The organism is Thalassococcus sp. S3 (assembly GCF_004216475.1).
Classification (GTDB): domain Bacteria; phylum Pseudomonadota; class Alphaproteobacteria; order Rhodobacterales; family Rhodobacteraceae.
Genome location: NZ_CP022303.1, coordinates 2025943 through 2052834, shown reverse-complemented (window position 1 = coordinate 2052834; position 26892 = coordinate 2025943). Strand labels below are relative to the sequence as shown.

Sequence of the window (26892 nt, the reverse complement as noted above, 5' to 3'; positions counted from 1 at the left end):
TCAGCGGGCCGCCTGTGCCATGGGTTGCGCCCGCTCCACGAGCCGCGCAAAGAAGGAGGCGCCGACCGGAGCGACCTCGTCATTGAAGTTATATTCCGGGTGGTGCAGCCCCGCGCTGTCGCCCTGCCCGAGGAACAGATACGCCCCCGGACGGCGCTGGAGCATATAGGCGAAATCCTCCGCCCCCATCTCCCGCCCGGCCTCGGCGATCACGCGGTTCTCGCCCGAAACCTCGCGGGCCACATCGGCGGCAAAGGCCGCTTTCTCAGCATCATTGATTGTCGCCGGATAATGCACTTCATAGTCCAGCCGCGCCTCCACCCCGTAGCTGGTCGCCTGCCCTGCCACGATGGCCTCCATCCGCTCCATCACCATCTTCTGCACTTTCGGATCGAAGGTGCGGACCGTGCCATTGAGATACGCCTTGTCGGGGATCACGTTGTCTATTGTGCCGGTGTGGATCTGCGTGACCGACACAACCAGATCGTCCAGCGCATAATGGTTGCGGCTGACAATGGTCTGAAAGGCCTGTGCGATCCCGCAGGCCGCCATCACCGGGTCGCGGGTCTCGTGCGGCATCGCGCCATGTCCGCCAACGCCCTGAATATAAACGTGAAACGTGTCCACGGCGGCCATGATCGGCCCCGGCGTGGTGTAGAATGCCCCTGCCTCCACGCCCGGCGCATTGTGCAGCGCGTAGACTTCGGCGATATCGAACCGCTCCATGATGCCCTCATCGACCATCACGCCTGCACCGCCGCCCGCTTCCTCCGCCGGTTGGAAAATCAGCGCCACGCGGCCCGAAAAATTCCGCGTCTCCGCCAGATAGCGTGCCGCGCCCAGCAGCATCGTCGTGTGTCCGTCATGGCCGCAGGCATGCATCCGACCCGGATTTTCAGAGGCATAATCGAGCCCCGTCTCCTCCTCAATCGGCAACGCATCCATGTCGGCACGCAGACCGATGGTCGGCCCCGCGCCCTGCCCTTCGATGATGGCCACCAACCCCGTCTGCGCGATGCCCTCGTGGATCTCGTCCACGCCAAACTCGCGCAGCCTGTCAGCCACGAAGGCCGCCGTTTCAGGGCAATCCAGCCCCAGTTCCGGGATCCGGTGCAAGTGCCGTCGCCACGCCGTCATATCCGCAGAAAACTCGGCGATGCGATTGACGATGGCCATAAGGATGGACTCCGCGCTCAGGTCTGTTCCAGATGCATCTGACATGCAAAAGGACGCCGCCGCAATGCCAGATGACGCTTTGATCCACGATCCCGAGGGCGGGATCGACCGTCTGCTTGAAATCATGCGCCGTCTGCGCGACCCAGACACGGGCTGCCCCTGGGACGTCGAGCAGGATTTCGACAGCATCGCACCCTACACGATCGAGGAAGCCTATGAGGTCGCCGACGCCATCGAACGCCGCGACTGGGCCGAGTTGGAGGGGGAGCTGGGCGATCTTCTGCTCCAGACGGTCTATCACACGCAGATGGGCGCGGAAGCTGGGCATTTCAGCTTTGCCAGCGTGGTGCGGGCGATTTCGGACAAGATGGTCGCGCGGCATCCGCATGTCTTCGGCGATGAGAGCCGGGAGAAATCCGCCGAACAGCAAACCGCCGATTGGGAGGCGATCAAGGCCGCCGAACGCGCGGGCAAAGCTCAAAAAGGCGCCCTGGATGGCGTCGCCGTGCATCTGCCTGCTCTGCTGCGCGCCTACAAGCTGCAGAAACGCGCGGCCCGCGTGGGGTTCGACTGGCCCGATGCGGGCCACGTGCTGGCCAAGATCGGCGAAGAAACGGCAGAGTTGGTCGAGGCGCATGAAACGCTGGGACAGGACAAGACCGAGGAGGAATTCGGCGACCTCCTCTTTGTTCTCGCCAATCTGGGCCGCCATCTGGGCGTCGAACCCGAAGCGGCGCTCCGCCGCGCCAACGCCAAGTTCATCCGCCGCTTTGAAGGGGTCGAGGCGCGGCTGGCGCATCGTGGCAAACGTCCCGAGGACAGCGATCTGGCCGAAATGGACGCACTTTGGGACGCGGTGAAGGCCGACGAGGCTCAGATCGCCGAATAAAGCGCCTTTGGCACCACGATCCGCACCGGGTCCTTGGTGACGATGGCCGGTTCCACAACGGTTTTCTTGCCCTCGGAGACAACGGCCCCCCGCAAGATCTCCGCGCACTGATCGAAGCCCTGGGCGACATCCAAGGCGCGTGCCCGGGCGAAAATACCGAATTCCTTGTCCCGGATCATGTCGGGTTTCGCCCAGTTGATCCAATGCCGCTTGGGCATGTTCAGGGGCGCCTCGGCGTTTTCATTCTGCGCTTTCGACGCGCTCACGATGTCCTGCCTTGCGGCCATCCGCTCGGCGTAATCCGGCGTCACATAATGCAGATGAAAAAGCAGGATCTCCGGGTCGATCCGGAACCTGCCCCGCACCAGCCCGTGGCCCCCGACCGTGTAGACGACCCGTTCACCCGCGATACAGGGCTTGGTGTATTTCGCACTCACCAGCGCATTGGGATGCCGCTGCAGGACCGGCAACGTCTCGTCTTCGGCATCTTCCGGGGTCGGGATCAGGTTCAGCCCGACCGGTGAAAGGGCCTGACCCTCCATCGGCGCCCGGCCCAGATGATCCAGCAAGCTGCCCTGAGAGCCAGTATAGACCAGCAACTCGTCGACATCCGTGCAGATCACGCGGTCATGAAACGCCAGCAATCCGTTGGTGATCCCACCCACCAGATCCCAGCGCCGTCTCGTGAGGTCCGGTGTGATCTCATCGCGGGGCACGTGGATCAGGTTGCAGCCCTCCGCGATCCGGTCCACCTCTGGATCGCCACCGTGATTAACCACGTAGAGTTGCCGACGCGGCACGAGTTTTTCGTTGTGGCTGACCCATTTGTCCAGCAGCCAATAGTCCCGCCAGACCATCGTCAGAAAGGCAAGCCTCACGTCGCTTTTCGCTCAAAGAGGCTGTTGGCGCCATAGCGTTGCACCTCGGCATAGCTCTGCTCGGCCAGCACATCCATCAGCGGATAATGCCAGACACCGTCATGGGCGACCTCGAAATAGATCAGCCTCGGCTTGGGCGCGTTTTCATCCTGCAAAAGCGGGCAGATCACCCGATCCTCCAGTCCTTCCACATCGACCTTGAGAAAGTCGATCCGCTCCACGCCCGCCTCCGCGAGGCACTCCGCCAAGGGACGCAACTCCACCTCAACGCCCTCGCTTGCGGCCTTGTGGTCATATTCGACATTCACCCGCCCCTGGCCCAGGTTGCCGTTGCGTGGGAAATAGAGCTTCGACCGGCCCGGCTGATCGCTGACCGCACAGGTGAAAAGCCGCACGTTTTCGAACCCATTCAACTCCACGTTCTGCTGCAACCGCGCCTGCATCACCGGATTGGGCTCAAAGACCACCGCCCGCGCCCCCGGCCCCGCGGCCTTGAGCACCGGCAGGAAAAACGCCCCCGCATTGCCGCCCACATCCACGATCACCGCGTCGTGCCCGGTCAGCCGGTCGGCCATCGCCTGCGTCGCTTCGTGTTCAGGCGGAAGACCGTTTTCCCACATCTTGAATTCGGTAAAATTGTCTTTGGGATAGATAATGAAATCGCACCCCATCGAGGTCATGCGCATCGGCGGAAAGCTTTCTCGCAACTCCTTGCGGATCCAGGGTTTTTCAAACTTGTCCCACAATTCGCGAAACTTCGCGCTCATGGCCATGTCGGCTACGGGTTCGTCTTCGATCTCACTCATGCGCCTGTCCCCGCTGGCCTCTCGCTGCCGAGAGAGCGGTTCTTTTCGGCAACCCGTCGCTTGATGCGTTGCGTCTCTCTCGCCACTGGATTTATGAACAAGGGCAGATGCGCTTTCAAGCCTTGGAAGCGAAAGGCCCGAAAGTGAGCGCACATGCCAGCACGCAAGATCATCATCGACACCGATCCCGGTCAGGACGACGCCGTTGCCATTCTTCTCGCCGTGGCCAGCCCCGAAGAGATCGAGGTTCTGGGCATCACCGCGGTCGCAGGGAACGTGCCGCTGCCGCTGACCGAACGCAACGCCCGCATCGTTTGCCAATTGGCGGGCCGTACGGATATCCCCGTCTATGCCGGCTGCGACGCGCCCTTGAAGCGCAAGCTGATCACGGCCGAACACGTGCACGGCAAAACCGGTCTCGACGGTCCACAACTGCCCGATCCCACGATGCCGCTTTCGGATGGGCATGGCGTCGACTTCATTGTCGACACGCTACGCCGCGAAGCGACCGGCACCGTGACCCTTTGCCCACTCGGCCCCCTCACCAACATCGCGACCGCCCTGCAAAAGGCGCCCGATGTCGCCGCAAAGGTGCAAGAGATCGTGCTGATGGGTGGTGCCTATTTCGAGGTCGGCAACATCACTCCGGCAGCGGAGTTCAACATCTATGTCGACCCGGAAGCCGCTGAAATCGTGTTTAGATCCGGCATTCCGATCACCGTGATGTCCCTTGATGTCACGCATAAGGCGCTGGTGACGGCGCCCCGCATCGACGCCTTCCGCGATATGGGAACCGAGGTGGGCCGAATGGTCGCCGAATGGACCGATTTCTTCGAACGCTTCGACAAGGAAAAATACGGCTCCGCCGGAGCACCCCTGCATGACCCGACCGTGATTGCCTACCTGATCCGCCCCGACCTCTTTTCGGGCCGCCACATCAATGTCGAGATCGAAACCACCTCCCAACTGACCCTCGGCATGACCGTCGCCGATTGGTGGCGGGTCTCGGGCCGCGCGCCCAACGCGATGTTCATGGGGGATATCGACGCGGACGGCTTTTTCACACTCCTCACCGAACGGCTGGCCCGGCTATGAGCACCGCCCTCCACCTCGCCAAGCCCGAGGATCTCGAGCGCATCGACACCCTCTCCGCTGCTTTCCACGCCGAAGAGGGCCTGGAAGGTCCCGATGAGGCCCGCCGTGATGCAATTCAACCGTTGCTTAACGGCAGCCCGCACGGTGCCATCTATCTGATCGGCCCGGCCCGTGCCCCGCTCGGCTATATCGTCATCACCTTCGGCTGGTCGATCGAGTTGGGCGGCATGGATGCCTTCGTCGATGAGCTCTACATCCGCCCCGCCGTCCGCAAGCGCGGTATCGCCTCCAGCGTCCTCAGCGCCCTGCCCAAGGCGCTGGGCAGCGCGGGCGTGAAAGCGCTGCATCTCGAGGTCGACCGGGAAAACGAGGCCGCTCAACGCCTCTACAGCCGCAGCGGCTTCAGCCCCCGTGCCCGTTACGTGCTGATGACCCGCACACTCTAGCAATCGCGCCCTCCGGCCATAAATCAGCCTCATGACCTTCTCGATCCCCTTCGACAACAGCTATGCCCGCCTGCCCGGTGCCTTCTACACCGCGCAGCCCCCCAAACCCGTTGCCGCCCCGCGCCTCATCGCGTTTAACGACGATCTTGCCAAGCTCCTCCGCATCTCCCGGGGGGAGACCGAAGAGATGGCCCGCGTCTTCGCCGGCAATGCCGTCCCCGACGGTGCCACCCCTCTGGCGCAGCTCTATGCCGGTCACCAATTCGGCCAATACAATCCACAGCTCGGCGATGGACGAGCCCTCCTTCTGGGCGAAACCATCGGCACCGACGAAAAACGCCGTGACATTCAGCTCAAAGGCTCCGGTCCCACGCCCTATTCCCGTATGGGCGACGGACGCGCCTGGTTGGGTCCCGTGCTGCGCGAATATGTCGTCTCCGAGGCCATGCATGCCCTCGGCATTCCCACCACCCGCGGGCTTGCCGCCGTCGAAACCGGAGAGCCCGTCTACCGCGAAGGGGCTCTGCCCGGCGCGGTCCTCACCCGCGTGGCCTCCAGCCACCTGCGGGTCGGCACCTTCCAGATCTTCGCTGCCCGCGGCGAGATTACTCATCTCAAGGCGCTGACCGACTACGCCATCCAGCGCCACTACCCGGACGCCCAAGGCCCGCTCGGCCTGCTCACCGCGGTTCGCGACGCGCAGGCCAAATTGATCGCCCAATGGATGGGCGTCGGCTTCATCCACGGCGTGATGAACACCGACAATTGCGCCATTTCGGGCGAGACCATCGACTATGGCCCCTGCGCCTTCATGGACACCTATCACCCGAACACGGTCTTCAGCTCCATCGACCGGATGGGCCGCTACGCCTATTCCAATCAGCCCGACATCGCCGTCTGGAACCTCGCCCAACTCGCCACCGCGCTGATCCAACAGATGGAGGACAAAGAGGCCGCCGTCGAAGAGGCCACCACGATCGTCCACGCGATGCCCGCCCTGATCCAGGACCACTGGCTCGCCACCTTCCGTGCCAAGCTTGGCCTCGCCACCGAAGAAGACGGCGATCTTGCCCTCGTCACCGACCTGCTCCAGCACATGGCCGCACAATATGCCGATTTCACCAACACATTCCGTGCCCTCGGCGCCGACACGGCGCGCGACCAGTTCACCGACCCTTCAGCCTACGACAATTGGCTCCCCGGATGGCAGGCCCGCACCGGGCGTGAGGCCGATCCTCAGGCGCTCATCGCACGCTCGAACCCCGCCTTCATCCCGCGCAATCACCGGATCGAGCAAATGATCGAGGCCGCCGTCGGAGGCGACTACACCCCCTTCCACCGCCTCACCACCGTCCTGGCCCGTCCCTATGACGACCAACCCGACCATGCGGAGCTGCAACGCCCGCCCACCCCGGACGAGGTCGTCCCGGCGACCTTCTGCGGCACCTGATCCCCGCTTCTTTGGGTCAAAATATCCTCGGGGGGAGGCCGCAGGCCGGGGGGCAGACAGCCCCCCCTCCCACGGCCCACGACATTCACCTTCGGTTGATCAGCACCAGCCCTGCCGCCACCAGCGCCAACGCCACCCAGATCTCCGCCCCGATGGTCTCGCCCAGCAAAAGCCAGCCAAAGAGCACCGCAAGCACGGGCGAGAGAAAGCTGAAGGACGCCACCGACGAGGCTGGGTAGATCGACAAGAGCCAGAACCACATCAGAAACCCCAGGCTCGCCACGCAGACGATCTGAAACGCGAGCCCCGCGATGTGGATCCACGCCACCTCCCTCAGCAGATCCCCCATGAAGGGCGAAATCGCCAGCAGGATCGGGGCCGAGACCAGCACCTGCCAGTAAAGCTGTACCTCCGGACGGGCCTGCGACAGCGGTGTGATTCTGGCTGTCAGCGCGATCCCCGCCCAGCACATCGCCCCCACCAGCGCGAGCAGATCCCCCGTCAGGTTCCCCTCCGCCCCCGACCGGTCAAAGAGCGCCAGCGCCACGCCGCCCATCGCCAGCGCCATCCCCAGGGCACGAACACTGTTCAGCCTGTCCGCCGGCAGCAGGAAATGGGCCGCCAGCGCCAGCCAGACGGGCATCGAATAAAAGATGATCGAGGCGCGCGCGACCGTCGTCAGATCGAGGGCGGTGAAAAGGCAGGTGAACTCGACCGAGAACAGAACCCCCGCCAGCATTCCGCCCCAAAGCGCGCCCGGCGGCGTCTCCAGCCGTACACCCCGCCACCGCATCCAGAGCAGAAGCACCCCAAGCGCCCCCAGCGACCGCAGCCCTGCCATGAAGACGGGGCCAAACCCGCCTCCCGTCACCTTGATCACCACCTGATTGAGCGCAAAGATCGTCGCGAACCCGATCATCGCGACCAGCCCGAAGGCATCTACGCTGTCTTTCCGTTCCATCCGGCCACCGGACGCGACGCCTGCGCAAAAAGCAAGCAGCGATCTTTTCTCTTCACAGAAACCCCTGACATGCGATGCTGTCACAAACAGCTTTTTTCGGGAGGACGACATGGGACTGATGGGAACGCTGGCCAAGGTGGCCATTGGATATGCGGCGGCGCGCGGGGTGGACCATCTCTCCGGCGGCAAGGGTCTTGCGGGGCTGATGGGCGGCGCACAGGTTCCCAGCCGCGAGGCCCAGGCCGAACAGGCGCCCGGAATGGACCAGCTTCAGCAGATGATGGCCGGGAGCGGCCTGCAGGACATGATGACCAAGATGAGCCAAAGCGGCATGGGTGGTCTTCAGGACATGATGAATGCGATGACCGGCGGGACCACAGGCGCCGGGACCGGGACGGAGGACAAGGGCGGTCTTCTGTCCTCCGTTCCCGGCGGCGGCGCGGGCATGGCCGGCATCCTGGCCGCGATGGGTGGCGCAGCGGCGATGAGTGGCAAGGGCGTGGGCGGTCTTCTCGACCAGTTCAACACGCGCGAGACCGCGCCCGAGGCCGAAGAAGCCGCCGGCCTCATGCTGCGGGCGATGATCCAGGCGGCCAAGGCCGATGGCGATATCGACGAGGCCGAAAAGGCCAAGATCCTCGAAACCTTGGGCGACGACGCCGACGCCGAAGACATCGCTTTCGTCCAGCAGCAGCTTGCCGCCCCCGTCGATGTCGAGGCGCTCGCCGCGGACACGCCCGCCGCGCAGGCAATGCAAGTCTATTCCATGTCACTTATGTCGATCCGCGTCGACACTGCGGCAGAGGCGCAGTATCTCGACAGCCTCGCTAAGGCGCTGGGCCTGAACCAGCAGACGGTGAACGCGCTCCATGTCCAGATGGGTGTCCAGCCCCTTTATAGCTAGTCAAGAACCGATATCCCGCCATCATCGGCACAATGGACCGCCTGTTCCCACTGACAGAGCACGCCGATCCCTTGAGACCGCGCCGCCCCGGCGCAGCAAAAAAGCTGTGGCGTGGTCAATCCTCGTTGCCACCGCCGATCTCATGGGAGATCAAGACAAGCGTAGTCTGAAAGCGGTAAAGACGATGGTTTCACTGACACATTTCAACGGGCCGGTCTGGCGGCTCCTGCCCAGAGAACTCGTCGATACGCCAAACACGCCTGCACAGGCGCCCGAAGGGCGGTTTCATCATTCCGGACAAATCGCAGCCTACACATCTCTCACGGCGGAGGGGGCTGCCGTGGCCATCCGTAGATATCTTGACGACGGGATCGCACGCGCTTTGGTCCCGATGTGGCTGAATGCTGACCGTGTCGCGGATGAGCGTGGCAATCGGGGCGCCTCCCGGATCTGGCAGGACATCCGGGCAGCAGGGCATCCGTCCCCCACATGGGTCTTCTCGGACGCCGCGCGAAAGACCGAGGCGCACGCGATGCTCTACTCGTCTCGCTCGCGACCGGACCTGTCACATGTCGTTGTCTTCCGACCGGACTGCCTGACAGTTCTGGGGCCGATCACAGCATTCAATCCAGATATCGCCTACTAGGCTGCGACTTTGAAACCTATGGAAAAAAGCGCGATATCAGAGGGATACCGCGCCAGTCTCAAGTTATATGGCTTACGCCGCCTTCGCGCCGCTGCCGCTCCGTCCCGGCCTGCGACGGCGCCGGTTCGGTCGGCCACCCGGTTTGCCCCCGGGCTTGCCGGCTGGCCCGCCGCGCCCCTTTGGTTTCGCGGGCGCCTGGATCGGTTCCCAGGGACGGCCCGATGCCACGGGTATCGAAATCCCCATCACCTTCTGGATCGCTTTCAGCTCTCCCATCTCGTCCGGTGCGCAAAAGGCAATGGCAGCACCGTCCTTGCCCGCCCGTGCCGTGCGCCCGATCCTGTGGACATAGCTGTCGGGCACGTTGGGCAGATCGTAGTTGTAAACGTGTTTGACATCCGGGATGTCCAGCCCCCTCGCCGCCACATCCGTGGCGACCAACACTTTGATTTCGCCGGATTTGAATGCCTTGAGCGCGCGGTCTCTCTGGCCCTGGCTCTTGTTGCCGTGGATCGAAGCGGCGGCGTAACCCGCCTTCTCCAAAAGTTTCATCAGCTTTTCCGAGCCGTGCTTGGTCCGCCCGAACACGATCGCCCGCTCGTCGCGGTGCGCATCCAGCAATTCGATCAGCAGGTTCGTTTTCTCTGCCTTGGCCACGAAATGGACAGCCTGCGTGATCTTGTCCGCCGCCTTGCCCGGCGGCGAGACCTCCACCCGCACAGGATGGGTCAGATAGCTTTGAGCAATCTCGTTCATCTGCTTGGGCATGGTCGCAGAGAAAAGCATCGTCTGACGCTCTGACGGCAGCATGCCGGCGATCTTGCGAAGCGCGTGGATGAAACCCAGATCCAGCATCTGGTCGGCCTCGTCCAGCACCAGAAACGCCGTTTGATCCAGCCTCAGCGCCTTGCGATCCATCAGGTCGATCAGCCGCCCCGGAGTTGCCACCAGAATGTCCGTACCCCGCTCCAGCCGCTTGATCTGCGCATTGATCGACTGGCCGCCCACGACCAGCCCCACCTTGAGCGGCGTGTCCTCGACCAGCGCGCGCAGGTTTTGCACGATCTGCCCGGCCAGTTCACGTGTGGGCGCCAGCACCAGCCCGCGCACGGTCTGGCGTTCCGGCTTGCGGCCATATTCCAGCATCTGGGCGACCAGCGGCAATCCAAAGGCCAATGTCTTGCCGGTGCCCGTCTGGGCGAGCCCGACGACATCGCGACCGTCCAAAGCCTGTGGAATGGCCCGGCTTTGGATCGGGGTCGGGTCGGTCAGGCCCATGGCCTTGATGCGCCTGGTCAGCCGGTCAGGCAGACCCATCATATCGAATTCGGTCATTCATATCCTTTCGCGACCCTTTGAGCCGCATATATGCCGCGTCGCGCGGCGTTTGAGGCCCGCAACGGACACGCGTGCCCTTCGCCGCATGCGAAAAGGCCGGTCCGGCGGTGTGGCCCCACGCGTGATTTTGGGAACAATCCCGCTTTCCCTCCTGTCGGTCTCTAAAAGACCCAAGGGCGGCACAATCTCGCCGCCGCTTCACTGCTCACGCGGCAGAGGAAAGCGTTGACCGGCAGATGGCGCTTTGTGCGGGCAAAGTCAACCAAAAGCCGTCTGGCCCTGCCACGCAAGGCAGGATAAACCCTTGGCCCAGGACGAGTGGGAGCGCTTATGCCAGACACGATCATTGCCCGATGCGAGGCCAAGGGTCTGCGCATGACCGGCCAACGTCGCATCATCGCCAAGGTGCTTGAAGAGAGCGACGACCACCCGGATGTCGAGCAGCTTTACGCACGCGCGAGCGCACTTGATTCGGGGATCTCCATCGCGACGGTCTACCGGACGGTGAAACTGTTTGAAGAGGCGGGTATTCTCGACAAGCTGGAATTCGGCGATGGCCGCGCGCGGTACGAGGATGCCGAACGAGAGCATCATGACCATCTTATCGACATGAATTCGGGAGAGGTGATCGAGTTCGTGGATGAAGAGATCGAAGAGCTTCAGGACCGGATCGCGGCCAAGCTGGGCTATGAGCTACGCGGCCACCGCCTGGAACTCTACGGCGTGCCGATCAAGAAGGATAGGCGCTGAGCCGCTCTGCCTACTCGGCAACGCGCCGCGTCATCCAAGCCAGCATCAGGGGAACAAGCCCGGTGAGCAAGGCCAAGCGGACGACATGGGTCGCAGCCACAAAGCTTGGATTTGCTCCCAGAACCGCGCCAAGGGCCACCATGGTCTCGAATCCGCCGGGCGCGAAGGCCGCCAGCACGGTGCTGATGGGCATGCCCAGCAGCACCGCGACGGGAACCGACGCGGCCAGCGCGATCGCGCCCGAAATGAGCGTCACCGCGACCCCGGCCCCCACCGCGCCGCGAAAAGCTGTCCAGCCGATCCCGGAAAACCGCGTTCCGATCAGCGCGCCCAACAACACGAACGCGACAAGCCCAAGCGAGGGGTGCAATCCCCCGGTGGTCCAGCTTGCCCCATGTGCGACGCTGGATACGAAAAGCGCGCCGACAAGCAGCGGCGCCGGAAGGCCAAACCGCTTCATCAAAAGGCCCACAAAAAGCGAAATGAACAGTAAGGCCGCGAAATCAAGCCAGGGCAGAACGCTGTTCCCGCTCAACGGGTTGCCCGCGATCTCGACGCCAAGCACCAGCGCGAGAACGGGAACAAGAAGCGTCAGGGCCAGCAGCCGGACCGATTGCACGACCGTGACGCGCAATGGGTCTATGCCCATCTCCGCGCTCATGGCGATGACATAGCTGAGATGACCCGGGGCGCTTGCCAATGTCGCGCTGCGCACGTCAAAGCCGAACACGGTGCGTAAAAGCCATTGGCAGAGGCCCATGGTTGCGACCAGCGCCACCGCAAGAACGACAAAGGCAAAAGGCCAGGTGGCGATGGCCCCCAGCGTCTCGGCCGTGACAAGCGAGCCGATCCCGGTTCCAAGCACAAGAAACGCCGCGTCACGGACCAAGGGGTGAATTTCAAGCCGAAGCCCTGCCAGCGTGGCAACGCTGACAAAAAGGGCTGATCCAGTAAGAAGATACGCAGGAAAGTTCAGGTAAAACCCGACCATCGCACCAACGCCCGCCATGGCAAAGGCTAAAACAGTTCTGCCCCACAGACCGATATTTCGGAGATCCTTCATTGGCGGCCTGCTAGCACGGTCTGAGCGCCGGGCCAATCGCAAGCACGGCTTTCCGCTTGCATCCGGTTGGGCCCTGCGTAGTGCTGGCACCACGCAACCGGGAGGCATCATGGACAATCTGAAAGGGGCCGCGCTGATGGTGCTCGCGATGCTGGGCTTCGCGGTGGAAGATGCTCTGATCAAGCTGATGGCAGGCGCGCTGCCGACATGGCAGATCATCCTGGTTCTCGGGTGCGGCGGGTCGCTCGTCTTTGCGTTGCTGACGGTGTTGCGGGGTCAGAAGTTGCTGGATCGCCGGTTTCTGACGGTGCCGATCTTGATCCGCAACCTGTCCGAGATGCTGGGCATCGTCGGATTTGTCACGGCACTTTCGCTGATCCCGCTTGCGACCGCCTCGGCCATCCTGCAAGCCGCGCCCCTTCTTGTCACGCTGGGCGCCGCCTTGTTTCTCGGGGAGCCGGTCGGGTGGAAGCGGTGGAGCGCTATTCTGGTCGGGTTCGCAGGTGTGATGCTGATCCTGCGCCCCGGTCTTGACGGCTTCGATGCCAACGCGCTTTTTGCCGTGATGGGCGTGGTCGGACTGGCCGCCCGGGACGTTGCCGTGAGGCGGGTGCCGGCGGAAATCTCTTCGGTGCAGCTCAGCTATCTTGGATTTCTCGCCGCTCTGCCAGCCGCCGCGATCCTCGCCGCAGTGACCGATCTGCCCTATGTCGCACCTCCGCCCTGGCTTTGGGCAGCACTTTTGGCGACCGTTGGACTGGGCGTTTTCGCCTACTATTGCATCGTAGCGGCCTCTCGCATCGGCGAGGTCGCGTTTGTGACCCCTTTTCGTTACTCGCGTATGGTCTTCGCTCTGGCGATTGGAATGGTCCTCTTTGCCGAACGGCCCGACACTCTGATGATGCTCGGCACCACTTTGATCATCGCATCGGGCCTGTTCACACTCTGGCGTGAGCGTAAACATCGCCGATCAGCCTGACCGGCCCTTCCCCTCGCCGCGTTGCAGCGTTATGAGGCGGACGACTTTATTGCGCCCAAGGACGATCTGACATGAGCACCATTATCGACATCCACGCCCGCGAGATCTTGGACAGCCGCGGCAACCCCACGGTCGAAGTCGACGTAATGCTCGAAGACGGCACTATGGGCCGCGCCGCGGTGCCCTCGGGCGCGTCCACCGGCGCATATGAGGCGGTCGAAAAGAGAGACGGCGACAAAGCCCGCTATATGGGCAAGGGCGTGCTTAAAGCCGTGGCCGCCGTGAACGGAGAGATCACAGAAGCGCTCGTGGGCTTTGACGCGACCGAACAGGTCAGCATCGACGAAGCGATGATCGAACTGGACGGGACCGACAACAAGGGCCGGCTGGGCGCCAATGCGATCCTGGGCGTGTCGATGGCGGTGGCCAAGGCGGCGGCCGATTTCACCACGCAGCCGCTTTACCGCTACATCGGTGGCACCTCGGCCCGCACATTGCCGGTGCCGATGATGAACATCATCAATGGCGGCGAACATGCCGACAACCCGATCGACATTCAGGAATTCATGATCATGCCGGTTGCCGCGGACAATATCCGCGACGCGGTACGCATGGGCTCCGAAGTGTTTCACACGCTCAAAAAAGAGTTGTCGACGGCAGGGATGTCCACGGGCCTTGGCGACGAGGGCGGTTTCGCGCCCGAGCTGGCCTCCACCCGCGAAGCGCTCGATTTCATTCTGAAATCCATCGAAAAAGCAGGCTACAAGCCCGGTGAAGACATCTATCTTGCCCTCGATTGCGCCGCGACGGAGTATTTCAAGGACGGGGCCTATGTTTTGTCTGGCGAAGGCAAGACCCTCTCGCCGGAAGAGAACGCGGAATACCTGACCGCGCTCGTGGACGACTACCCGATCATCTCTATCGAGGACGGCATGTCCGAGGACGATTGGGACGGCTGGAAGGCTCTGACCGACGCTTTGGGCGACAAGGTGCAGCTGGTAGGCGACGATCTCTTCGTCACCAACCCCGCGCGCCTCGCCCAGGGGATCGAGAAGGGATGCGCCAACTCGATGCTGGTAAAAGTCAATCAGATCGGCAGCTTGACGGAAACGCTTAAAGCCGTCGATATGGCCCATCGCGCCCGCTATACCAACGTGATGTCGCATCGTTCGGGAGAGACGGAGGATGCCACGATCGCCGATCTGGCGGTCGCCACCAATTGCGGGCAGATCAAGACCGGTTCGCTTGCGCGGTCCGACCGGCTGGCCAAGTACAACCAACTGATCCGCATTGAGGAAGCGCTGGCAGAAACGGCGATCTATGCGGGGCGCAGCATCCTGAAGTGACACGCGACGAGTTCGCCAGCCTCGTCGGTGGCGCGCTTGTGCACATCACGCCTGCGCGCAATGCGCCGGGCATCGCCAGGCATGGTCTGAAACCTGCGCGCCAGCTCGCGACGGAGGCGGGTGTTGATCCCGCCTCTCTGCTGTTGCGCACGGAGCGGATCCACCTGCCGCATCCCGAAGGCGACGTCATGCTCAACACGCAAGAGGTGTTGCGCATGGGCCGCCATCAGACGTTTCTAGATGGTCTTTCCCTGGAAGACTGGTCCCGCCAGCTGGACACACGGCTGTTCTTTTGGACAGCAGCGCGCGGAGAGGCCTTTGCCGAAAGCCTGCCCGGCCCCCTCGCCCTTTACCGGCTCGATGCGCGTCGGTTTTTCGACGTTTTCGCTCCGGACATTTTTCTGTCGCCGATCAACAGCGGCAACGCTGCCCGGCGTGCGGCAAAGCGCGGGTCCTGGATTTATGTTTCGGTCTCGGACGATGTGGGTGCCTTCCGTCTTAATCGTCGCAACCGGGGTCTTGTCCGCACGCCCGACACCGTGACCGAGGTGTCCCTGACCGGACCTGTTTCACCAGAGCAGATGAGACACCTGATCATTCCGCCTCCAGATAGCTGAGCAGTCCCGCCTCTGCGCGGCTCATGCCGTCGCGGGGGATGGCATCGTTCGACCATCCCGTCCCCGCAAGCTCAATCACCTTTGGATGAACATAGCTTGAGCGCGCAATTGCGGGCGTGTTGTGCAACCGTTCCGCCGCCGCCTCCGCCATTGCCTTGATGCTGGCCTCTCCTTTTTGAGCGATATCAAAGGCGGCGACGGTGCCCGCCCAAGTCCGGAATGTCTTGGCCGTCGCCTCGGCTCCGACGCTGTCGCTCAGATACGCATTCAGTGCCCCGGAAGAGAGCGGGCGTACTGCGCCGCCACTGTCCACCCAGGACAAGAGTGTTGCGCCCCCATGATCCTGTGCCGCCTCCAGAGCCCGAGCCAAGGTGCGGTCCGTCCGGCTCTGCCGCACCCGTTTGCCGCCCTTTGCCGTGTAATCCAGCCGAACCCGTGCACCGTCGAGCCGCAGATGTCTGCGCTTCAGCGTCAACACGCCATATGTTCCGTTTTCTTCGGCATAACCGGGCATGCCAGCGCGCAGGGCCATCCGGTCCATCAGCGCCACGGCTGCGGCAAGCGCAAACCTCTCCTCACCCACATCTTCCTTGAGATCCCGCCGAACCCGTCTGCGTAACCGAGGCAAACCCTGACCAAAGGCGGGAAGGTCGGCGAACTTGTCCGCTGCCCGCGCCGCAACCCAATCAGGGTGATAGCGATATTGCTTGCGCCGCCTGTCGTCGCGGCCTGTCGCCTGTAAATGCCCATTTGTCAGCGGTGACATCCAGACCTCTTGATAAGCCGGTGGAACCGCCAATGCCTCCAGCCGCGTCCGCTCCGCGCCCCGGTCGATGGTCGTGCCGTCGGGCGCAAGATAGGTAAATCCCCGGCCGCAGCGGCGTCGCGTAATCCCGGGCTGATCGTCCAGATAGTAAACGAGGCGTTGCGCCGTCATGGATCAGGCCTTGCGCACTTCCGAGGAGAGCTTGAGCACGCCATCCCCATCGGACTGCTCGATATAAAGCGCCGGGTCATCCTCCGACCCGTTCCTTGTCACCTCGCTGCCTTTCAGCTTTCGGGTGATCTTGCGCGCATATGTGCGTTCGACCCGTCCTTCTGCCGTTCCGTTGCCCCAATCCCATTCGACTTTATCACCTTGCGTATAGCTCATCTTGCCCTCCAGCATTGCATGCGACAGAAACGTGTTCACCCGCCCAAGGTTCCGCCGTGGAAAGGCTCTCTATGACTGCCGACGACCTTATTGCCTCGCTCGACCTCTCGCCTCATCCCGAAGGCGGCTGGTACCGCCAGACCTGGAGCGGCCCCGAAACACCGCGCCCGTCCGGCACCTGCATCTACTTCCTGCTGAAGGAAGGGGAGCGCAGCCACTGGCATCGTGTCGACGCTGTCGAGATCTGGCATTTTTATGCCGGCGCGCCGCTGGTTCTGTCGCTCTCGGCCACGCGTGACGGGCCGGCGACGGATCATGTTCTGGGCAGTCGGTTCGCGGAAGGGGAACAGCCCCAGATCATCGTCCCGCAGGATCACTGGCAAGCCGCCCGTGCCACGGAGGGATGGAGCCTTGTGGGCTGTACCGTCTCGCCCGGGTTTACCTTCGACGGTTTCACTCTGGCCGAACCGGGGTTCGACATTCCCCACGCCTGATCGGCTGGCGTCGCATCGGTCACGGGTCCCAAAATCGCGTGCGCCGCAGGCGCTCCTTTTAACAGGTCGCTCTTGCGCTTGGCACCCCGCACCGGCAGGCTGTGGCCATGGACCACCGCGCCGCCCTTGCTGCAATTCCACCGGACCGCAAATCCATATTGCACGCACGCTCCGATATTCGGGGCCTCGTTCACCTCGCGGGTCATCTCGGTGCAATCGCCCTGACGGGCACCGCGATCGCGACGGGCATTCCCGGATGGCCGCTCCTTCTGGTGCCGCACGGCGTGCTGCTGGTCTTCCTCTTCACCCTGACACATGAATGCACTCATAAAACACCGTTTCGCACGGGATGGCTGAACGAGGGTATTGGCCATCTCACAGGCACCCTTATCTTCCTGCCCTTCACGTGGTTCCGCTATTTCCATCTCGCCCATCACAAGTACACAAACGACCCCCTGCGTGATCCGGAACTGACGGGCGGCGAGCGGCCCGAGACATGGCCCGCCCTTCTGCTTTATCTGAGCGGATGGGACTACTGGCGCGGGGCTGCGGCAACATTCTGGACCATGGCGTTCGGGACCATTTCGGCCCCTTACCTGCCTCAGCGCAAACATTCCGCCATGCGTCGCGATGCGCGGTGGATGCTGGCGGCCTACCTGCTGGCAGCGCTCAGCCTTCCGATCACCCCGATCCTCTTTTGGCTTTGGCTTCTGCCTCTTTTGATCGGCCAGCCTGTGCTGCGGATCTATCTTCTTGCCGAACATGGGCGCTGCCCGCCCGTGGCCAATATGCTTGAGAATTCCCGGACGACATTCACCAATCGTATTGTCCGCACGCTGGCCTGGAACATGCCCTATCACGCGGAACATCACGCCGCCCCCAATGTCCCCTTCCACAGGCTTCCGGATCTGCACGCGGATCTCGCGCCGCATCTCAAGTCGACCGCACCGGGCTATGCTGCCTTCGCAAGGGACTATGCCGGTCGCATGTCCGCCGCGGATAATTGATGGCAGCCGGACGGAGCGGCTCTATCCGCTCGGGCGACTGATGACCCCACCACCGACAGATGCGCGGACCCCGGTCGTCGAAGGGCATGAGGTCGGCATCCCTTTCAAAACCCGGACGGCGAGATAGGCAAAGGCCTGCGCCTCAAGCATATCCCCGTCAAGGCCGGCCACCTCGACAGGTTCGACCGCGCAATCGAGCGCGACGCTTAACATTTCCATCAGAACCGGGTTATGGCGTCCCCCGCCGGTGACAAGAACCCGCTCTGGTGGCTCTGGGCAATGCTCCATGCCTTGCGCCACACCCGCCGCGCACATCGCTGTCAGCGTGGCTGCAGCGTCGGCATCCTCCAACTCCCTAACAAGCGTGACCATGTCCGCAAAATCGTTCCGGTCCAGCGACTTGGGCGGCATCCTGGTGAAGTAGGCCTCCGCCAGGAAGAGCTCAAGCGCGCCGTCTTCCACCCGGCCTTCGCGTGCGATCCTGCCATCCTTGTCAAAGGACAGGCCCCGCCGCGCCTGCACCAGATCGTTTACCGGGGCATTTGCGGGGCCGGTGTCGAACGCCAGCAATGCGCCGGGCCTCTCGGCTGTTTCAATGCGGGGATCGACATATGTCAGATTGGCCACACCGCCCAGGTTCAGAAAGGCCAGCGGACGATCGGCGCCGATCCACCGGGCGCAGGCAAAATGAAAGAACGGGGCCAGCGGCGCCCCCTCTCCGCCCAGTTTCACATCGTCCGATCGGAAGTCCCAGACGACAGGCCGCCCCAACGCCTCTGCCAATGCCGCGCCGTCCCCGACCTGCAATGTGCCCTGAAGCCGGGGCGCATGGGCGAGGGTCTGACCGTGAAATCCCACGATATCCGCGTCGAAAGTCGACAAAAGATCCCGATGCGCGCGGTCCACCACCTCCGCCGCGGCCTCCACCTCCGGGCCCGACCAATGGCCAAGCGCCGCCCTGAGGATCTCTCTCTCGGCTTCTGAATAGGCCCGGTATCCGGTCGGACCGAAGCCGAAAATATGCGTGCCGTCCGTGTCAATCACGGCGGCATCGACCCCGTCCAGAGATGTCCCGCTCATCGCGCCCAAGGCGCGCATGACTGCCCCGTTGGCCTTGTTCATTGGCCTTTTCCTTTGCCGCACTGCCCCCTATACACTGCCCCGCAACCCAAGCCCGAGGCAAGATATGACCTACCACCCGAAATCGGATTTCATCGCAGTCATGATGGAACGCGGCTTTTTGGCCGATTGCACCGATTATCAGGGGCTGGACGATGCGCTGACGTCCGGCGTGGTGCCGGGCTATATCGGCTTTGACGCCACCGCGCAGTCTTTGCATGTGGGCTCTCTGATCCAGATCATGACCCTTCGTTGGCTGCAAAAGACAGGCCACAAGCCGATCACACTGATGGGTGGCGGCACGACCAAGGTGGGCGATCCGTCCTTCCGCGCCGATGAGCGCCCCCTGCTCACGCCGGATGCGATCGACGCCAATATTGCCGGGATCCAGCAGGTCTTTGCCAGGTACATCCAGTACGGAGACGGCGCGACAGACGCATTGATGCTGAACAACGCCGAATGGCTGGACGACCTGAACTACCTCGACTTTCTGCGCGATATCGGGCGGCATTTCTCGGTCAACCGGATGCTCAGCTTTGAAAGCGTCAAATCCCGCCTGGACCGCGAACAAAGCCTCAGCTTCCTTGAATTCAACTACATGATCCTTCAGGCCTACGACTTTCTGGAGCTGAACCGCAGATATGGCTGCCTGGTTCAGTTCGGCGGGTCGGATCAGTGGGGTAACATCGTAAACGGCATCGACCTGACGCGGCGGGTCCTGGATCACGAGATCTATGGCCTCACGACCCCCCTGCTGACGACCTCGGACGGTAAAAAGATGGGCAAGAGCGCGGATGGCGCGGTGTGGCTGAACGCCGACATGCGATCCCCCTACGAGTTTTGGCAGTTCTGGCGCAACACAACCGATGCCGATGTCGGCCGCTTCCTGAAGCTCTATACCGAGCTTCCCGTTGCGGAATGTGACCGTCTGGACGCCTTGGCCGGTTCCGAAATCAACGAGGCCAAGATGATCCTCGCCAACGAGGTGACCACCCTCTGCCATGGGCCAGACGCGGCGGCAGCGGCGGCCGCGACGGCGCGCGAAGTGTTTGAAAAAGGCGGGATCGGGGACGACCTTCCGACGCTCACCTTGGCGGCATCGGAGGTTGCAGAGGGCATTTCCGTCGTTCAGCTCATCGTGAAGTCCGGCCTGGCCAAGTCCGGCAAAGAGGCAAAGCGCCTTATCTCGGAAAATGGCGCTCGTCTGGACGATGCACCGTTGACCGATGCGGGGCTGATGATCGATGCGGCGGCCTTGTCACAACCGATCAAACTCAGCGCCGGGAAAAAGCGGCACGCCTTGGTCAAGCTGGCGTCCTGAGAATACTCTGCCAGATCAGGCCCCGATGATCGGTTCGAGGCCTCGTCTGCATATTGCTGGCTCTGAAAAAGCTGGGAGACCGGTGGTCGCTATGTGCGAAGCCGCCATCTCGATTGAGCGGGCAGAAACGCTTCGACCGCTGCTGTGGCAATGACAATCGTGCCGCCTGTTTCAGGGTTCGTGACGTTCAGGCCGCCCTCCACCGCTCGCACCGTTGCATGACCCCGAGGGAGTTTTTCGGCCAGCGCCGCGACATCCACGGCATCCGGGTCCTGCACCCCGATTGTCACCTGCACCCTCATCTCGTCGGTGGAAAGGTCAATCGACTGGAACAGGGGCAACGCGGAATGCCGGATCGCATCCTCGATCGCGCGGGCGGCGGCCTTGATATAGTCCTGACCGTACTGATCATTGCCCATCCCCATTTCTATGATAACGCGCTGATCGCTCATGCCGCACGCTCCATGTCGAATGAAACGGACAGGGCGGCATTCGCGATCACCGTTGGCTTCCCGTTGCCTTCCGGTCTGGGAACATCAAGCCCGCCCTTGACGACCTGCACCTCCGGTTGTCCATAGGGAAACACCGCCTTCAGCGCGTCGATGTCGACCGCATCGGGTTGCTGCACTCCGATCTCGACGGTGATGATCATCGCCTCCTTGGGAAACCCGAAAAGCTCGGCCATGTTGATGGAGTTGTGCCACAACGCGTCCTTGACCGCGCGCAGGGCCGCTTCGGTGTAATCCTGCCGACGCAGCGACGTGCCCATGCCAAACTCCGTCAAAACGCGATGCATCCGTGTCTCCTTGCTCTTGCCCACCCTTCAAAGCGCAGCCATCCTTCTGCGTCAAGCAAGCCTCTTGGCGGTGGACAGGCCACATCGCCCGTGATTTATCTGAACACATGTTCATATTCCGAGGGAGGACGCGATATGCAACTCGCGCAGACATGTGCGGTCATCACAGGCGGTGCATCCGGACTGGGTGAGGCCACGGCCCGCCATTTCGCCGCTAAAGGCGCCACGGTCACGCTGCTTGATCGGGATGCCGCGCGTGGGGAAAGTGTCGCCGAGGAGCTGGGCGGCGTCTTTGTGGAAACCGATGTGACAGACGAGGCATCTGTTCAAAGCGCCATCGACATGTCGATGGACAAAATGGGCAAGATTACCGCCGCCGTGAATTGCGCGGGCATTGCCTATGCGATCAAGACGGTGGGGCGGGACGGCCCGCATCCGCTTGATGCGTTTCAACGCACCATCGACGTGAACCTGGTCGGCAGCTTCAACGTCGCGCGCCTTGCATCCGTCGCGATGGCGCAGAACGATCCCGAACCCGACGGCGCGCGCGGCGTCATCATCAACACAGCGTCCATTGCCGCGTTCGACGGGCAGAAGGGGCAAAGCGCCTATTCCGCCTCCAAGGGTGGCGTTGTGGGGATGACCCTGCCGATGGCCCGCGATCTGGCGTCCTCCGGCATCCGGGTGATGACAATCGCGCCTGGCATCTTCCGCACGCCGATGCTGGCCGGTCTCAGCGAGGATGTTCAAGCCCAGCTTGCCGCCGACGTGCCCTGCCCGGCCCGTCTTGGCGATCCGTCGGAATATGGTGCGCTGGCGGGATTCATTGTCGAAGCCGGCTATCTCAACGGCGAGGTCATCCGCATCGACGGCGCGCTGAGGATGCGCTGATGGAGCAGAGCGAGCTGGAAAAAATGCAGGCGGGTGAATGGTATACCTGCCTCGACGACCAGCTTGAGGTTCTGCGCATGCATGCGCTTGAAGCAACGCATGCGCACAATCACCTGCCGCCATCTCAAAGACGCGGCCTGAGCGCGCCGCTGCAGGCGCTGTTTGCATCCCATGGCGAGGGCTGTCTGATCGAAGTTCCCTTTCACTGTTCATACGGGATGAACATTACCCTGGGCTCGGGCGTGTTTCTGAATTCCGGTTGCGTGATCCTGGACAGCGCCCCGGTCACCATCGGCGACAATACCCTGATCGGCCCCGGCGCCCAGATCTATTGCGCCCAGCATCACAAGGTGGTGGAGCAGCGGCGCGCGGGGATCGAAATCGCGTATCCCGTGGCGATAGGCCAGGACGTCTGGATCGGCGGAGGCGCCATCATAATGCCCGGGGTTACCATCGGTGACAGAGCTATTGTCGGCGCGGGCAGCGTTGTGACCCGCGATGTTCCATCTGGCGCGACATTTGTCGGCAATCCCGCCCGCGCCGTCGGCTAGGGTCAGGCTTCGGCTTTTTCGGCCAGTTCAAGCCATTCTTCTTCGGCCGCCGCCAGCTTTTGCTGCCGTTCTGTCAGTGCATCCGTCGCTTTTTGAAACTTCACCGGCTCACGCGTGTAAAGCTCCGGATCGGACATCAGCTCTTCCAGTTTCGCGATCTCCGCTTCCAGCCGCTCCATCTCGGCCGGTAGAGCGTCGAGCCGGTGCTTTTCGGTAAAGGACAAGCCGGGTTTGCTGGGCGCGGCAGACTTGGGTTTCGGTGCTGCCGCCTTCGACTTCTCAGCCCTCTCCTGCACCTCCGGCTTGCGCTGCGCCTGATAGTCCGACCATCCGCCTGCATAGACGACGGCCCGGCCATCGCCCTCCATCGCCACCGTTGTGGCGGCGATACGGTCCAGAAAATCCCTGTCGTGGCTCACCAGCAGCACCGTACCCACATAGTCGCCCAAAAGGTCCTGAAGCAGGTCCAGCGTTTCGACGTCCAGATCGTTGGTCGGCTCATCAAGCACCAGAAGGTTGCTTTCCTTCGCCATCAATTTGGCCAGAAGCAGTCGCGCCTTTTCTCCGCCAGAAAGGGACCGGACCGGCGCGCGGGCCTGCCGTTCGTCAAAGAGGAAATCCTTCAGATACCCCACCACATGCCGCGGCTGTCCGCGCACGAGAACCTGATCGGCCTTTCCCGACACCCGCATGTCCGCATCGCCCGTGAGGCTTTCCCACAGGCTCAGCTCCGGATCGAGTTGGGCACGGGCCTGATCGAAGACGGCGATCTGCAGGTTCGTCCCCAATTTGATGGTGCCTTGATCCGGCTCGATCTCTCCCAACAGCATCTTGAGCAGCGTCGTCTTGCCCACGCCATTGGGACCGACAAACGCAACGCGATCCCCGCGCTGGATCTTGAGCGAGAACGGGCGCAGGATCACTTTATCCCCGTAAGCCTTTGATATATCATTAGCCTCGATCACCTTCCGGCCCGAGGCTTGCCCTTCCGCCAGGACCAGATCGGCGGCGCCCTGACGCTTGATCTGTGCCGCGCGTTCAGCCCTGAGCCCCTGCAAGGCCCTCACCCGACCCTGGTTTCGCTTGCGCCGAGCGCTGATGCCTTCCACGGCCCAACGGGCCTCTGCCTTGATCTTGCGGTTAAGTTTGTGGCGCTGCATGTCCTCTTCGGCCCACACTGTGTCGCGCCAGGATTCGAAGGCATCGAACCCCTTTTCCTGCCGCCGCACCTGCCCCCGGTCGATCCAAAGCGTGGCACGGCTGAGCGCGCGCAGGAACGCCCGGTCGTGGCTGATCAGGACAAAACCCGCGCGGGTCGTGCTCAACTCGCTCTCCAGCCAGCCAATCGCCTCGATATCAAGGTGGTTTGTCGGCTCGTCCAGCAGCATCAGATCCGGTGCCTGTGCCATAAGCGCCGCCAGCGCCGCGCGCCGTCGCTCGCCACCCGAGGCGTTTGCGACCGGGCGGTCGGGATCGAACTTGAGCCCCTCACCTGCCCGTTCCACCTTGTAAAGCTCGCCCGGCTCCAGCCCGGAAGCTGCGAAATCGCCTAATGTCGCGAACCCGGACATGTCGGGATCCTGTTCCATATACCCGACGGATTGCCCCGGCGGGAGGATCACATCACCCCTGTCAGGCTCTACCAGCCCGGCCATGACTTTCATGAGGGTCGATTTGCCCGAGCCATTGCGGCCAACCAACGCCACACGGTCACCCGGTTGAACCACCAGATCGAGGTCGTCGAAGACCGGCTCGCCCCCGAAGGTGAGCGAGATGCCGGAAAGCTGAAGCAAAGGAACACGCGCCATGACCGCCAGCTAAACAAGCCTGCCGGGGGCGTCAACGTCTGCTGAAATCTCGGTGCGCCGGCGCGAAAGACTATCCGGCAACAGCCCGCAACAGGCGCTTTCTGGCCGGGGGTATCGCGCCGATTTCAAGCCCGGTGAAGACGTGTAGCGTGTTCATCTGTCGGTCGACCACCGCGTGGTCGCTGACCCAGCCCCCCATCATCAGGTAGGTTCTGAGCAACGGGGGCATCCGCAACATCGCTTTCTTTGCATCCGGGCGCCGCCGCAATCTCGCGGCATAGCGAAACACATCCGGTGCCTTGACCCGGGGCAGCCATCTTTTGGGCGCAAGATGGCGGGCCTTCAACATGGCAAAGGCGTCCAGATAATCCGCCGTCTCGATACCCGAGAAGGACGAGCAGCCAAAAAGCATCTGCACGTCGTTATCATCGACATAGGCGGTCATCGCCCCCCAAGCCACGCGTAGAATATCCGCGTCGGACCAGTCGGGATGGATGCAGAACCGCCCCATCTCGACCATCTTGCCTTCAAATCGTTCAAGCGCGGACAATTCGTAATATTGTGCCGAATAGCTCCGCGAGATCTCTGAGCCGTCATTCAACGGTAGCATTCGGAAACAGCATACCAACGTGCCCGACCGGACCTCTTCGATCAGGATATGCGTGCAGATCTTATCGAATTCATCCGCATCCTGCCCCTCGGTCGCGAATGCGTGCGTCCGCAGGGCCTGCGCCTGCTTCACGTCTTCGGGGGTGTCGGCGATCCGGGCGCTGTAGCGTCCTTTTGTCAGCGAGGGCATCTTTGGCAGCATCGAAACCTCCTGCAGCGCATACCCGGAATGGTATTGTCGTGGGTGCTAGCACACAAGATACGACGGTTCCGTGACGTCTAGCCCTATCCGTCGATGAATTGATCCGGAGCGAAGCGACCGAGGTTCCCCAAAAGCTGACGCAGGAAGGTGTTGTCGGAAACAGACGAGCTTGTCACCCGCCGTGTCAACGGAATGACGCGCCCGTCCTCAAGCCCGAAACGCTCGATATTCTGAACGACGCCCGAATTATCAAAGCTGATGGCCACCAACTCCCGCTCCACCACGCGCGGTTCGCGGAATGCAAAGGACCTGACACGCGACGCAACGTAGTAATAGCCGCTGGTATCCAGAACACCGGATGAGGACGGCGGGCCAACGGTCTCCGATACCGTATCCCTGGTGTCCACTCCGACCACGATTTCAGACAGGTCCGCTTCGCTTGGGACATATCCGTGATTGCGATAGGTGGCGGAACAGGCCGCCAATCCGCACAGCGCGACGGCCGCAATACCAGTCCTGATCCAGCGTGTCCGCACGTTCGACATTCCCATTACCCGGCTGCCCTCTTGCCTCGGCCCGACAGGCCTTTTATCCCGATTACTAAAGGATGGCACCCGGTTCAAGGAACGAAAGAAAGCCACTTATGTCACTGACCCCACCGTTTCGCGTTGCCGAACTTGCCCAGAACAGTTCCACAGCCTTTGCGCTAAGGCCCGACGCCGAGAAAATGGCCGCGCTGGCCGACACGCTTGGCCTGTCGTCCTTGCGCAAACTCAGCTTTGCCGGTGACATCACGGCAAAAGGTAAACGCGATTGGCAGTTAACCGGTCGTCTGGGTGCCACCATCACGCAGCCCTGCGTCGTGACGCTCAATCCGGTGACGACGCGGATTGACGTCGATGTCGCGCGCATCTTCGTGGCCGATCTGACGGAGCCCGAAGCGCCGGAGATCGAAATGCCCGAAGATGATACGGTCGAAGCGCTCGGCACCTTTATCGACCCCGACGCGATCATGGCAGAGGCGCTGGCGCTTCATATCCCTCTCTATCCAAGATCAGAGGGCGCAGCGCTGGACGGGGCCACATTCACGGAACCCGGAAAGACCCCGATGTCCGATGAGGAGGCCCGCCCCTTTGCGGGCCTTGCCGACCTGCGCGACCGGCTGAAAAAGGATAACGAGAGCTGAGCGGGGCTGAACGTTACGCCAGTTTGGAAAAAGCGCTTGCGAAACCAAGAATCTTGCGTATTTTCGCGCCTTCATCGGAATTAGGGTTGGACATCGCGCAGGCCTGAGCCTACACGCACGTCACGCCACAGAAATCGCGGCCCGCCCCGGCGGCATCCGCCCCAGAGAGACAAAGGTTGAGACATGGCTGTCCAACAGAACAAAGTATCCAAGTCGCGCCGTAACAATCGCCGGGCGCATGACGCATTGGTTGCTGCAAACCCCAACGAATGCACGAATTGCGGCGAACTGAAACGCCCGCATCACGTTTGCGCGGCCTGCGGTCACTATAACGACAACGAGATCGTTCCGCTGACTGACGAGATCGAGTTGGAAGACGACGCGGCCTGAGGCCTCGACCGAATGGCCCCT

Annotated in this window: 31 protein-coding genes; 17 read left to right on the top strand and 14 right to left on the bottom strand. The window is 62.5% G+C overall.

The features are described 5' to 3' along the window. Window positions 1-1176, bottom strand: a complete 1176-nt coding sequence (locus CFI11_RS10310) for a M20 aminoacylase family protein (RefSeq protein ID WP_130405620.1) — start codon at window positions 1174-1176, stop codon at window positions 1-3. Between the two features lie 64 nt (window positions 1177-1240). On the opposite strand from CFI11_RS10310, the gene mazG reads away from it, so the two are divergent. After that, a complete protein-coding gene (gene mazG, locus CFI11_RS10305; protein WP_130405618.1) occupies window positions 1241-2065 on the top strand; it encodes a nucleoside triphosphate pyrophosphohydrolase in 825 nt (274 codons plus the stop codon). On the opposite strand, the gene CFI11_RS10300 is transcribed toward mazG, so the two are convergent. Further along, window positions 2050-2943, bottom strand: a complete 894-nt coding sequence (locus tag CFI11_RS10300; RefSeq protein ID WP_130405616.1) for a hypothetical protein — start codon at window positions 2941-2943, stop codon at window positions 2050-2052. The genes mazG and CFI11_RS10300 overlap by 16 nt on opposite strands. Beyond that, window positions 2940-3749 (bottom strand): FkbM family methyltransferase, encoded by an 810-nt coding sequence (locus CFI11_RS10295; RefSeq protein ID WP_130405614.1) that lies wholly within the window; start codon window positions 3747-3749, stop codon window positions 2940-2942. The genes CFI11_RS10300 and CFI11_RS10295 overlap by 4 nt, the downstream gene beginning before the upstream one ends. 153 nt (window positions 3750-3902) lie before the next feature. Here CFI11_RS10295 and CFI11_RS10290 point away from each other — a divergent pair, with 153 nt between their 5' ends. Genes CFI11_RS10290 through CFI11_RS10280 form a run of 3 tightly spaced genes read left to right on the top strand, consistent with a single transcriptional unit; the run spans window position 3903 to window position 6740 of the window. Then, window positions 3903-4844: a nucleoside hydrolase gene (locus tag CFI11_RS10290; protein WP_130405612.1), complete on the top strand. Its 942-nt coding sequence runs from the start codon at window positions 3903-3905 to the stop codon at window positions 4842-4844. Next, entirely contained in the window at window positions 4841-5290 is a 450-nt protein-coding gene (locus tag CFI11_RS10285; protein WP_130405610.1) for an N-acetyltransferase, read from the top strand. The genes CFI11_RS10290 and CFI11_RS10285 overlap by 4 nt, the downstream gene beginning before the upstream one ends. A 31-nt stretch (window positions 5291-5321) precedes the next feature. Continuing rightward, complete coding sequence (locus CFI11_RS10280) at window positions 5322-6740, top strand: YdiU family protein (protein WP_130405608.1); 1419 nt, start codon at window positions 5322-5324, stop codon at window positions 6738-6740. 85 nt (window positions 6741-6825) lie between these two features. Here the strand turns inward: CFI11_RS10280 and CFI11_RS10275 are convergent, their stop codons facing one another. Further along, on the bottom strand, window positions 6826-7701 hold the full coding sequence (locus CFI11_RS10275) for a DMT family transporter (protein WP_130405606.1): 876 nt from the start codon (window positions 7699-7701) through the stop codon (window positions 6826-6828). A 109-nt stretch (window positions 7702-7810) separates the two neighbouring features. Here CFI11_RS10275 and CFI11_RS10270 point away from each other — a divergent pair, with 109 nt between their 5' ends. Together CFI11_RS10270 and CFI11_RS10265 are read left to right on the top strand one after the other, a co-directional pair. After that, window positions 7811-8605 (top strand): tellurite resistance TerB family protein, encoded by a 795-nt coding sequence (locus CFI11_RS10270; protein ID WP_130405604.1) that lies wholly within the window; start codon window positions 7811-7813, stop codon window positions 8603-8605. Window positions 8606-8789: 184 nt separating this feature from the next. Next, complete coding sequence (locus tag CFI11_RS10265) at window positions 8790-9251, top strand: RES family NAD+ phosphorylase (protein WP_130405602.1); 462 nt, start codon at window positions 8790-8792, stop codon at window positions 9249-9251. 72 nt (window positions 9252-9323) lie between these two features. Here the strand turns inward: CFI11_RS10265 and CFI11_RS10260 are convergent, their stop codons facing one another. Next, window positions 9324-10586, bottom strand: a complete 1263-nt coding sequence (locus tag CFI11_RS10260; RefSeq protein ID WP_130405600.1) for a DEAD/DEAH box helicase — start codon at window positions 10584-10586, stop codon at window positions 9324-9326. Window positions 10587-10919: 333 nt separating this feature from the next. On the opposite strand from CFI11_RS10260, the gene CFI11_RS10255 reads away from it, so the two are divergent. Then, window positions 10920-11339 (top strand): Fur family transcriptional regulator, encoded by a 420-nt coding sequence (locus tag CFI11_RS10255; RefSeq protein WP_130405598.1) that lies wholly within the window; start codon window positions 10920-10922, stop codon window positions 11337-11339. A 10-nt stretch (window positions 11340-11349) separates the two neighbouring features. Here CFI11_RS10255 and CFI11_RS10250 read toward each other — a convergent pair whose 3' ends face one another. Beyond that, window positions 11350-12402: an AbrB family transcriptional regulator gene (locus tag CFI11_RS10250; RefSeq protein ID WP_165390237.1), complete on the bottom strand. Its 1053-nt coding sequence runs from the start codon at window positions 12400-12402 to the stop codon at window positions 11350-11352. 109 nt (window positions 12403-12511) lie between these two features. Here CFI11_RS10250 and CFI11_RS10245 point away from each other — a divergent pair, with 109 nt between their 5' ends. The 3 genes from CFI11_RS10245 (at window position 12512) to CFI11_RS10235 (ending at window position 15344) form a co-directional block, all read left to right on the top strand. Then, window positions 12512-13381, top strand: coding sequence for a DMT family transporter (locus CFI11_RS10245; RefSeq protein ID WP_130405594.1), 870 nt, complete (start codon window positions 12512-12514; stop codon window positions 13379-13381). Window positions 13382-13452: 71 nt separating this feature from the next. Continuing rightward, entirely contained in the window at window positions 13453-14727 is a 1275-nt protein-coding gene (eno, locus tag CFI11_RS10240) for a phosphopyruvate hydratase (RefSeq protein WP_130405592.1), read from the top strand. Beyond that, on the top strand, window positions 14724-15344 hold the full coding sequence (locus tag CFI11_RS10235) for a hypothetical protein (protein WP_130405590.1): 621 nt from the start codon (window positions 14724-14726) through the stop codon (window positions 15342-15344). Before eno ends, CFI11_RS10235 begins: the two co-directional genes overlap by 4 nt. On the opposite strand, the gene CFI11_RS10230 is transcribed toward CFI11_RS10235, so the two are convergent. Both CFI11_RS10230 and CFI11_RS10225 read right to left on the bottom strand, forming a co-directional pair. Beyond that, entirely contained in the window at window positions 15322-16281 is a 960-nt protein-coding gene (locus tag CFI11_RS10230; protein WP_130405588.1) for a DNA topoisomerase IB, read from the bottom strand. The genes CFI11_RS10235 and CFI11_RS10230 overlap by 23 nt on opposite strands. 3 nt (window positions 16282-16284) lie before the next feature. Next, window positions 16285-16497 (bottom strand): DUF2945 domain-containing protein, encoded by a 213-nt coding sequence (locus CFI11_RS10225; protein WP_130405586.1) that lies wholly within the window; start codon window positions 16495-16497, stop codon window positions 16285-16287. 71 nt (window positions 16498-16568) lie between these two features. On the opposite strand from CFI11_RS10225, the gene CFI11_RS10220 reads away from it, so the two are divergent. Together CFI11_RS10220 and CFI11_RS10215 are read left to right on the top strand one after the other, a co-directional pair. Further along, window positions 16569-16991 (top strand): cupin domain-containing protein, encoded by a 423-nt coding sequence (locus CFI11_RS10220; protein WP_130405584.1) that lies wholly within the window; start codon window positions 16569-16571, stop codon window positions 16989-16991. Window positions 16992-17098: 107 nt separating this feature from the next. Then, the gene (locus CFI11_RS10215) at window positions 17099-17998 is read left to right on the top strand and encodes a fatty acid desaturase (protein WP_130405582.1); all 900 of its coding nucleotides are present in this window, start codon (window positions 17099-17101) and stop codon (window positions 17996-17998) included. Between the two features lie 21 nt (window positions 17999-18019). Here CFI11_RS10215 and CFI11_RS10210 read toward each other — a convergent pair whose 3' ends face one another. Next, a complete protein-coding gene (locus CFI11_RS10210; protein ID WP_254449061.1) occupies window positions 18020-19120 on the bottom strand; it encodes an anhydro-N-acetylmuramic acid kinase in 1101 nt (366 codons plus the stop codon). 64 nt (window positions 19121-19184) lie between these two features. Here CFI11_RS10210 and tyrS point away from each other — a divergent pair, with 64 nt between their 5' ends. Further along, window positions 19185-20438, top strand: a complete 1254-nt coding sequence (gene tyrS / locus CFI11_RS10205) for a tyrosine--tRNA ligase (RefSeq protein ID WP_130405580.1) — start codon at window positions 19185-19187, stop codon at window positions 20436-20438. A gap of 89 nt (window positions 20439-20527) precedes the next feature. On the opposite strand, the gene CFI11_RS10200 is transcribed toward tyrS, so the two are convergent. Then, window positions 20528-20890, bottom strand: coding sequence for a Lin0512 family protein (locus tag CFI11_RS10200; protein ID WP_130405578.1), 363 nt, complete (start codon window positions 20888-20890; stop codon window positions 20528-20530). Continuing rightward, window positions 20887-21234 carry a Lin0512 family protein gene (locus CFI11_RS10195; protein WP_130405577.1) on the bottom strand — a complete coding sequence of 116 codons (348 nt, stop codon included), beginning with the start codon at window positions 21232-21234 and terminating at the stop codon, window positions 20887-20889. The genes CFI11_RS10200 and CFI11_RS10195 overlap by 4 nt, the downstream gene beginning before the upstream one ends. 135 nt (window positions 21235-21369) lie before the next feature. On the opposite strand from CFI11_RS10195, the gene CFI11_RS10190 reads away from it, so the two are divergent. Further along, window positions 21370-22125 carry a 3-hydroxyacyl-CoA dehydrogenase gene (locus CFI11_RS10190; protein WP_130405575.1) on the top strand — a complete coding sequence of 252 codons (756 nt, stop codon included), beginning with the start codon at window positions 21370-21372 and terminating at the stop codon, window positions 22123-22125. After that, window positions 22125-22676 (top strand): sugar O-acetyltransferase, encoded by a 552-nt coding sequence (locus CFI11_RS10185; RefSeq protein ID WP_130405573.1) that lies wholly within the window; start codon window positions 22125-22127, stop codon window positions 22674-22676. Before CFI11_RS10190 ends, CFI11_RS10185 begins: the two co-directional genes overlap by 1 nt. Before the next feature lie 2 nt (window positions 22677-22678). Here CFI11_RS10185 and CFI11_RS10180 read toward each other — a convergent pair whose 3' ends face one another. The 3 genes from CFI11_RS10180 to CFI11_RS10170 form a co-directional block, all read right to left on the bottom strand. Continuing rightward, complete coding sequence (locus CFI11_RS10180; RefSeq protein ID WP_130405571.1) at window positions 22679-24484, bottom strand: ABC-F family ATP-binding cassette domain-containing protein; 1806 nt, start codon at window positions 24482-24484, stop codon at window positions 22679-22681. Window positions 24485-24554: 70 nt separating this feature from the next. Next, a complete protein-coding gene (locus tag CFI11_RS10175) occupies window positions 24555-25295 on the bottom strand; it encodes a GNAT family N-acetyltransferase (RefSeq protein WP_254449060.1) in 741 nt (246 codons plus the stop codon). Window positions 25296-25378: 83 nt separating this feature from the next. Further along, window positions 25379-25840 (bottom strand): outer membrane protein assembly factor BamE, encoded by a 462-nt coding sequence (locus tag CFI11_RS10170; protein WP_130405569.1) that lies wholly within the window; start codon window positions 25838-25840, stop codon window positions 25379-25381. Between the two features lie 98 nt (window positions 25841-25938). On the opposite strand from CFI11_RS10170, the gene CFI11_RS10165 reads away from it, so the two are divergent. Together CFI11_RS10165 and rpmF are read left to right on the top strand one after the other, a co-directional pair. Continuing rightward, a complete protein-coding gene (locus CFI11_RS10165) occupies window positions 25939-26481 on the top strand; it encodes a DUF177 domain-containing protein (protein ID WP_130405567.1) in 543 nt (180 codons plus the stop codon). A 183-nt stretch (window positions 26482-26664) separates the two neighbouring features. After that, window positions 26665-26871: a 50S ribosomal protein L32 gene (gene rpmF, locus CFI11_RS10160; protein WP_130405565.1), complete on the top strand. Its 207-nt coding sequence runs from the start codon at window positions 26665-26667 to the stop codon at window positions 26869-26871. Window positions 26872-26892: the final 21 nt, after the last annotated feature.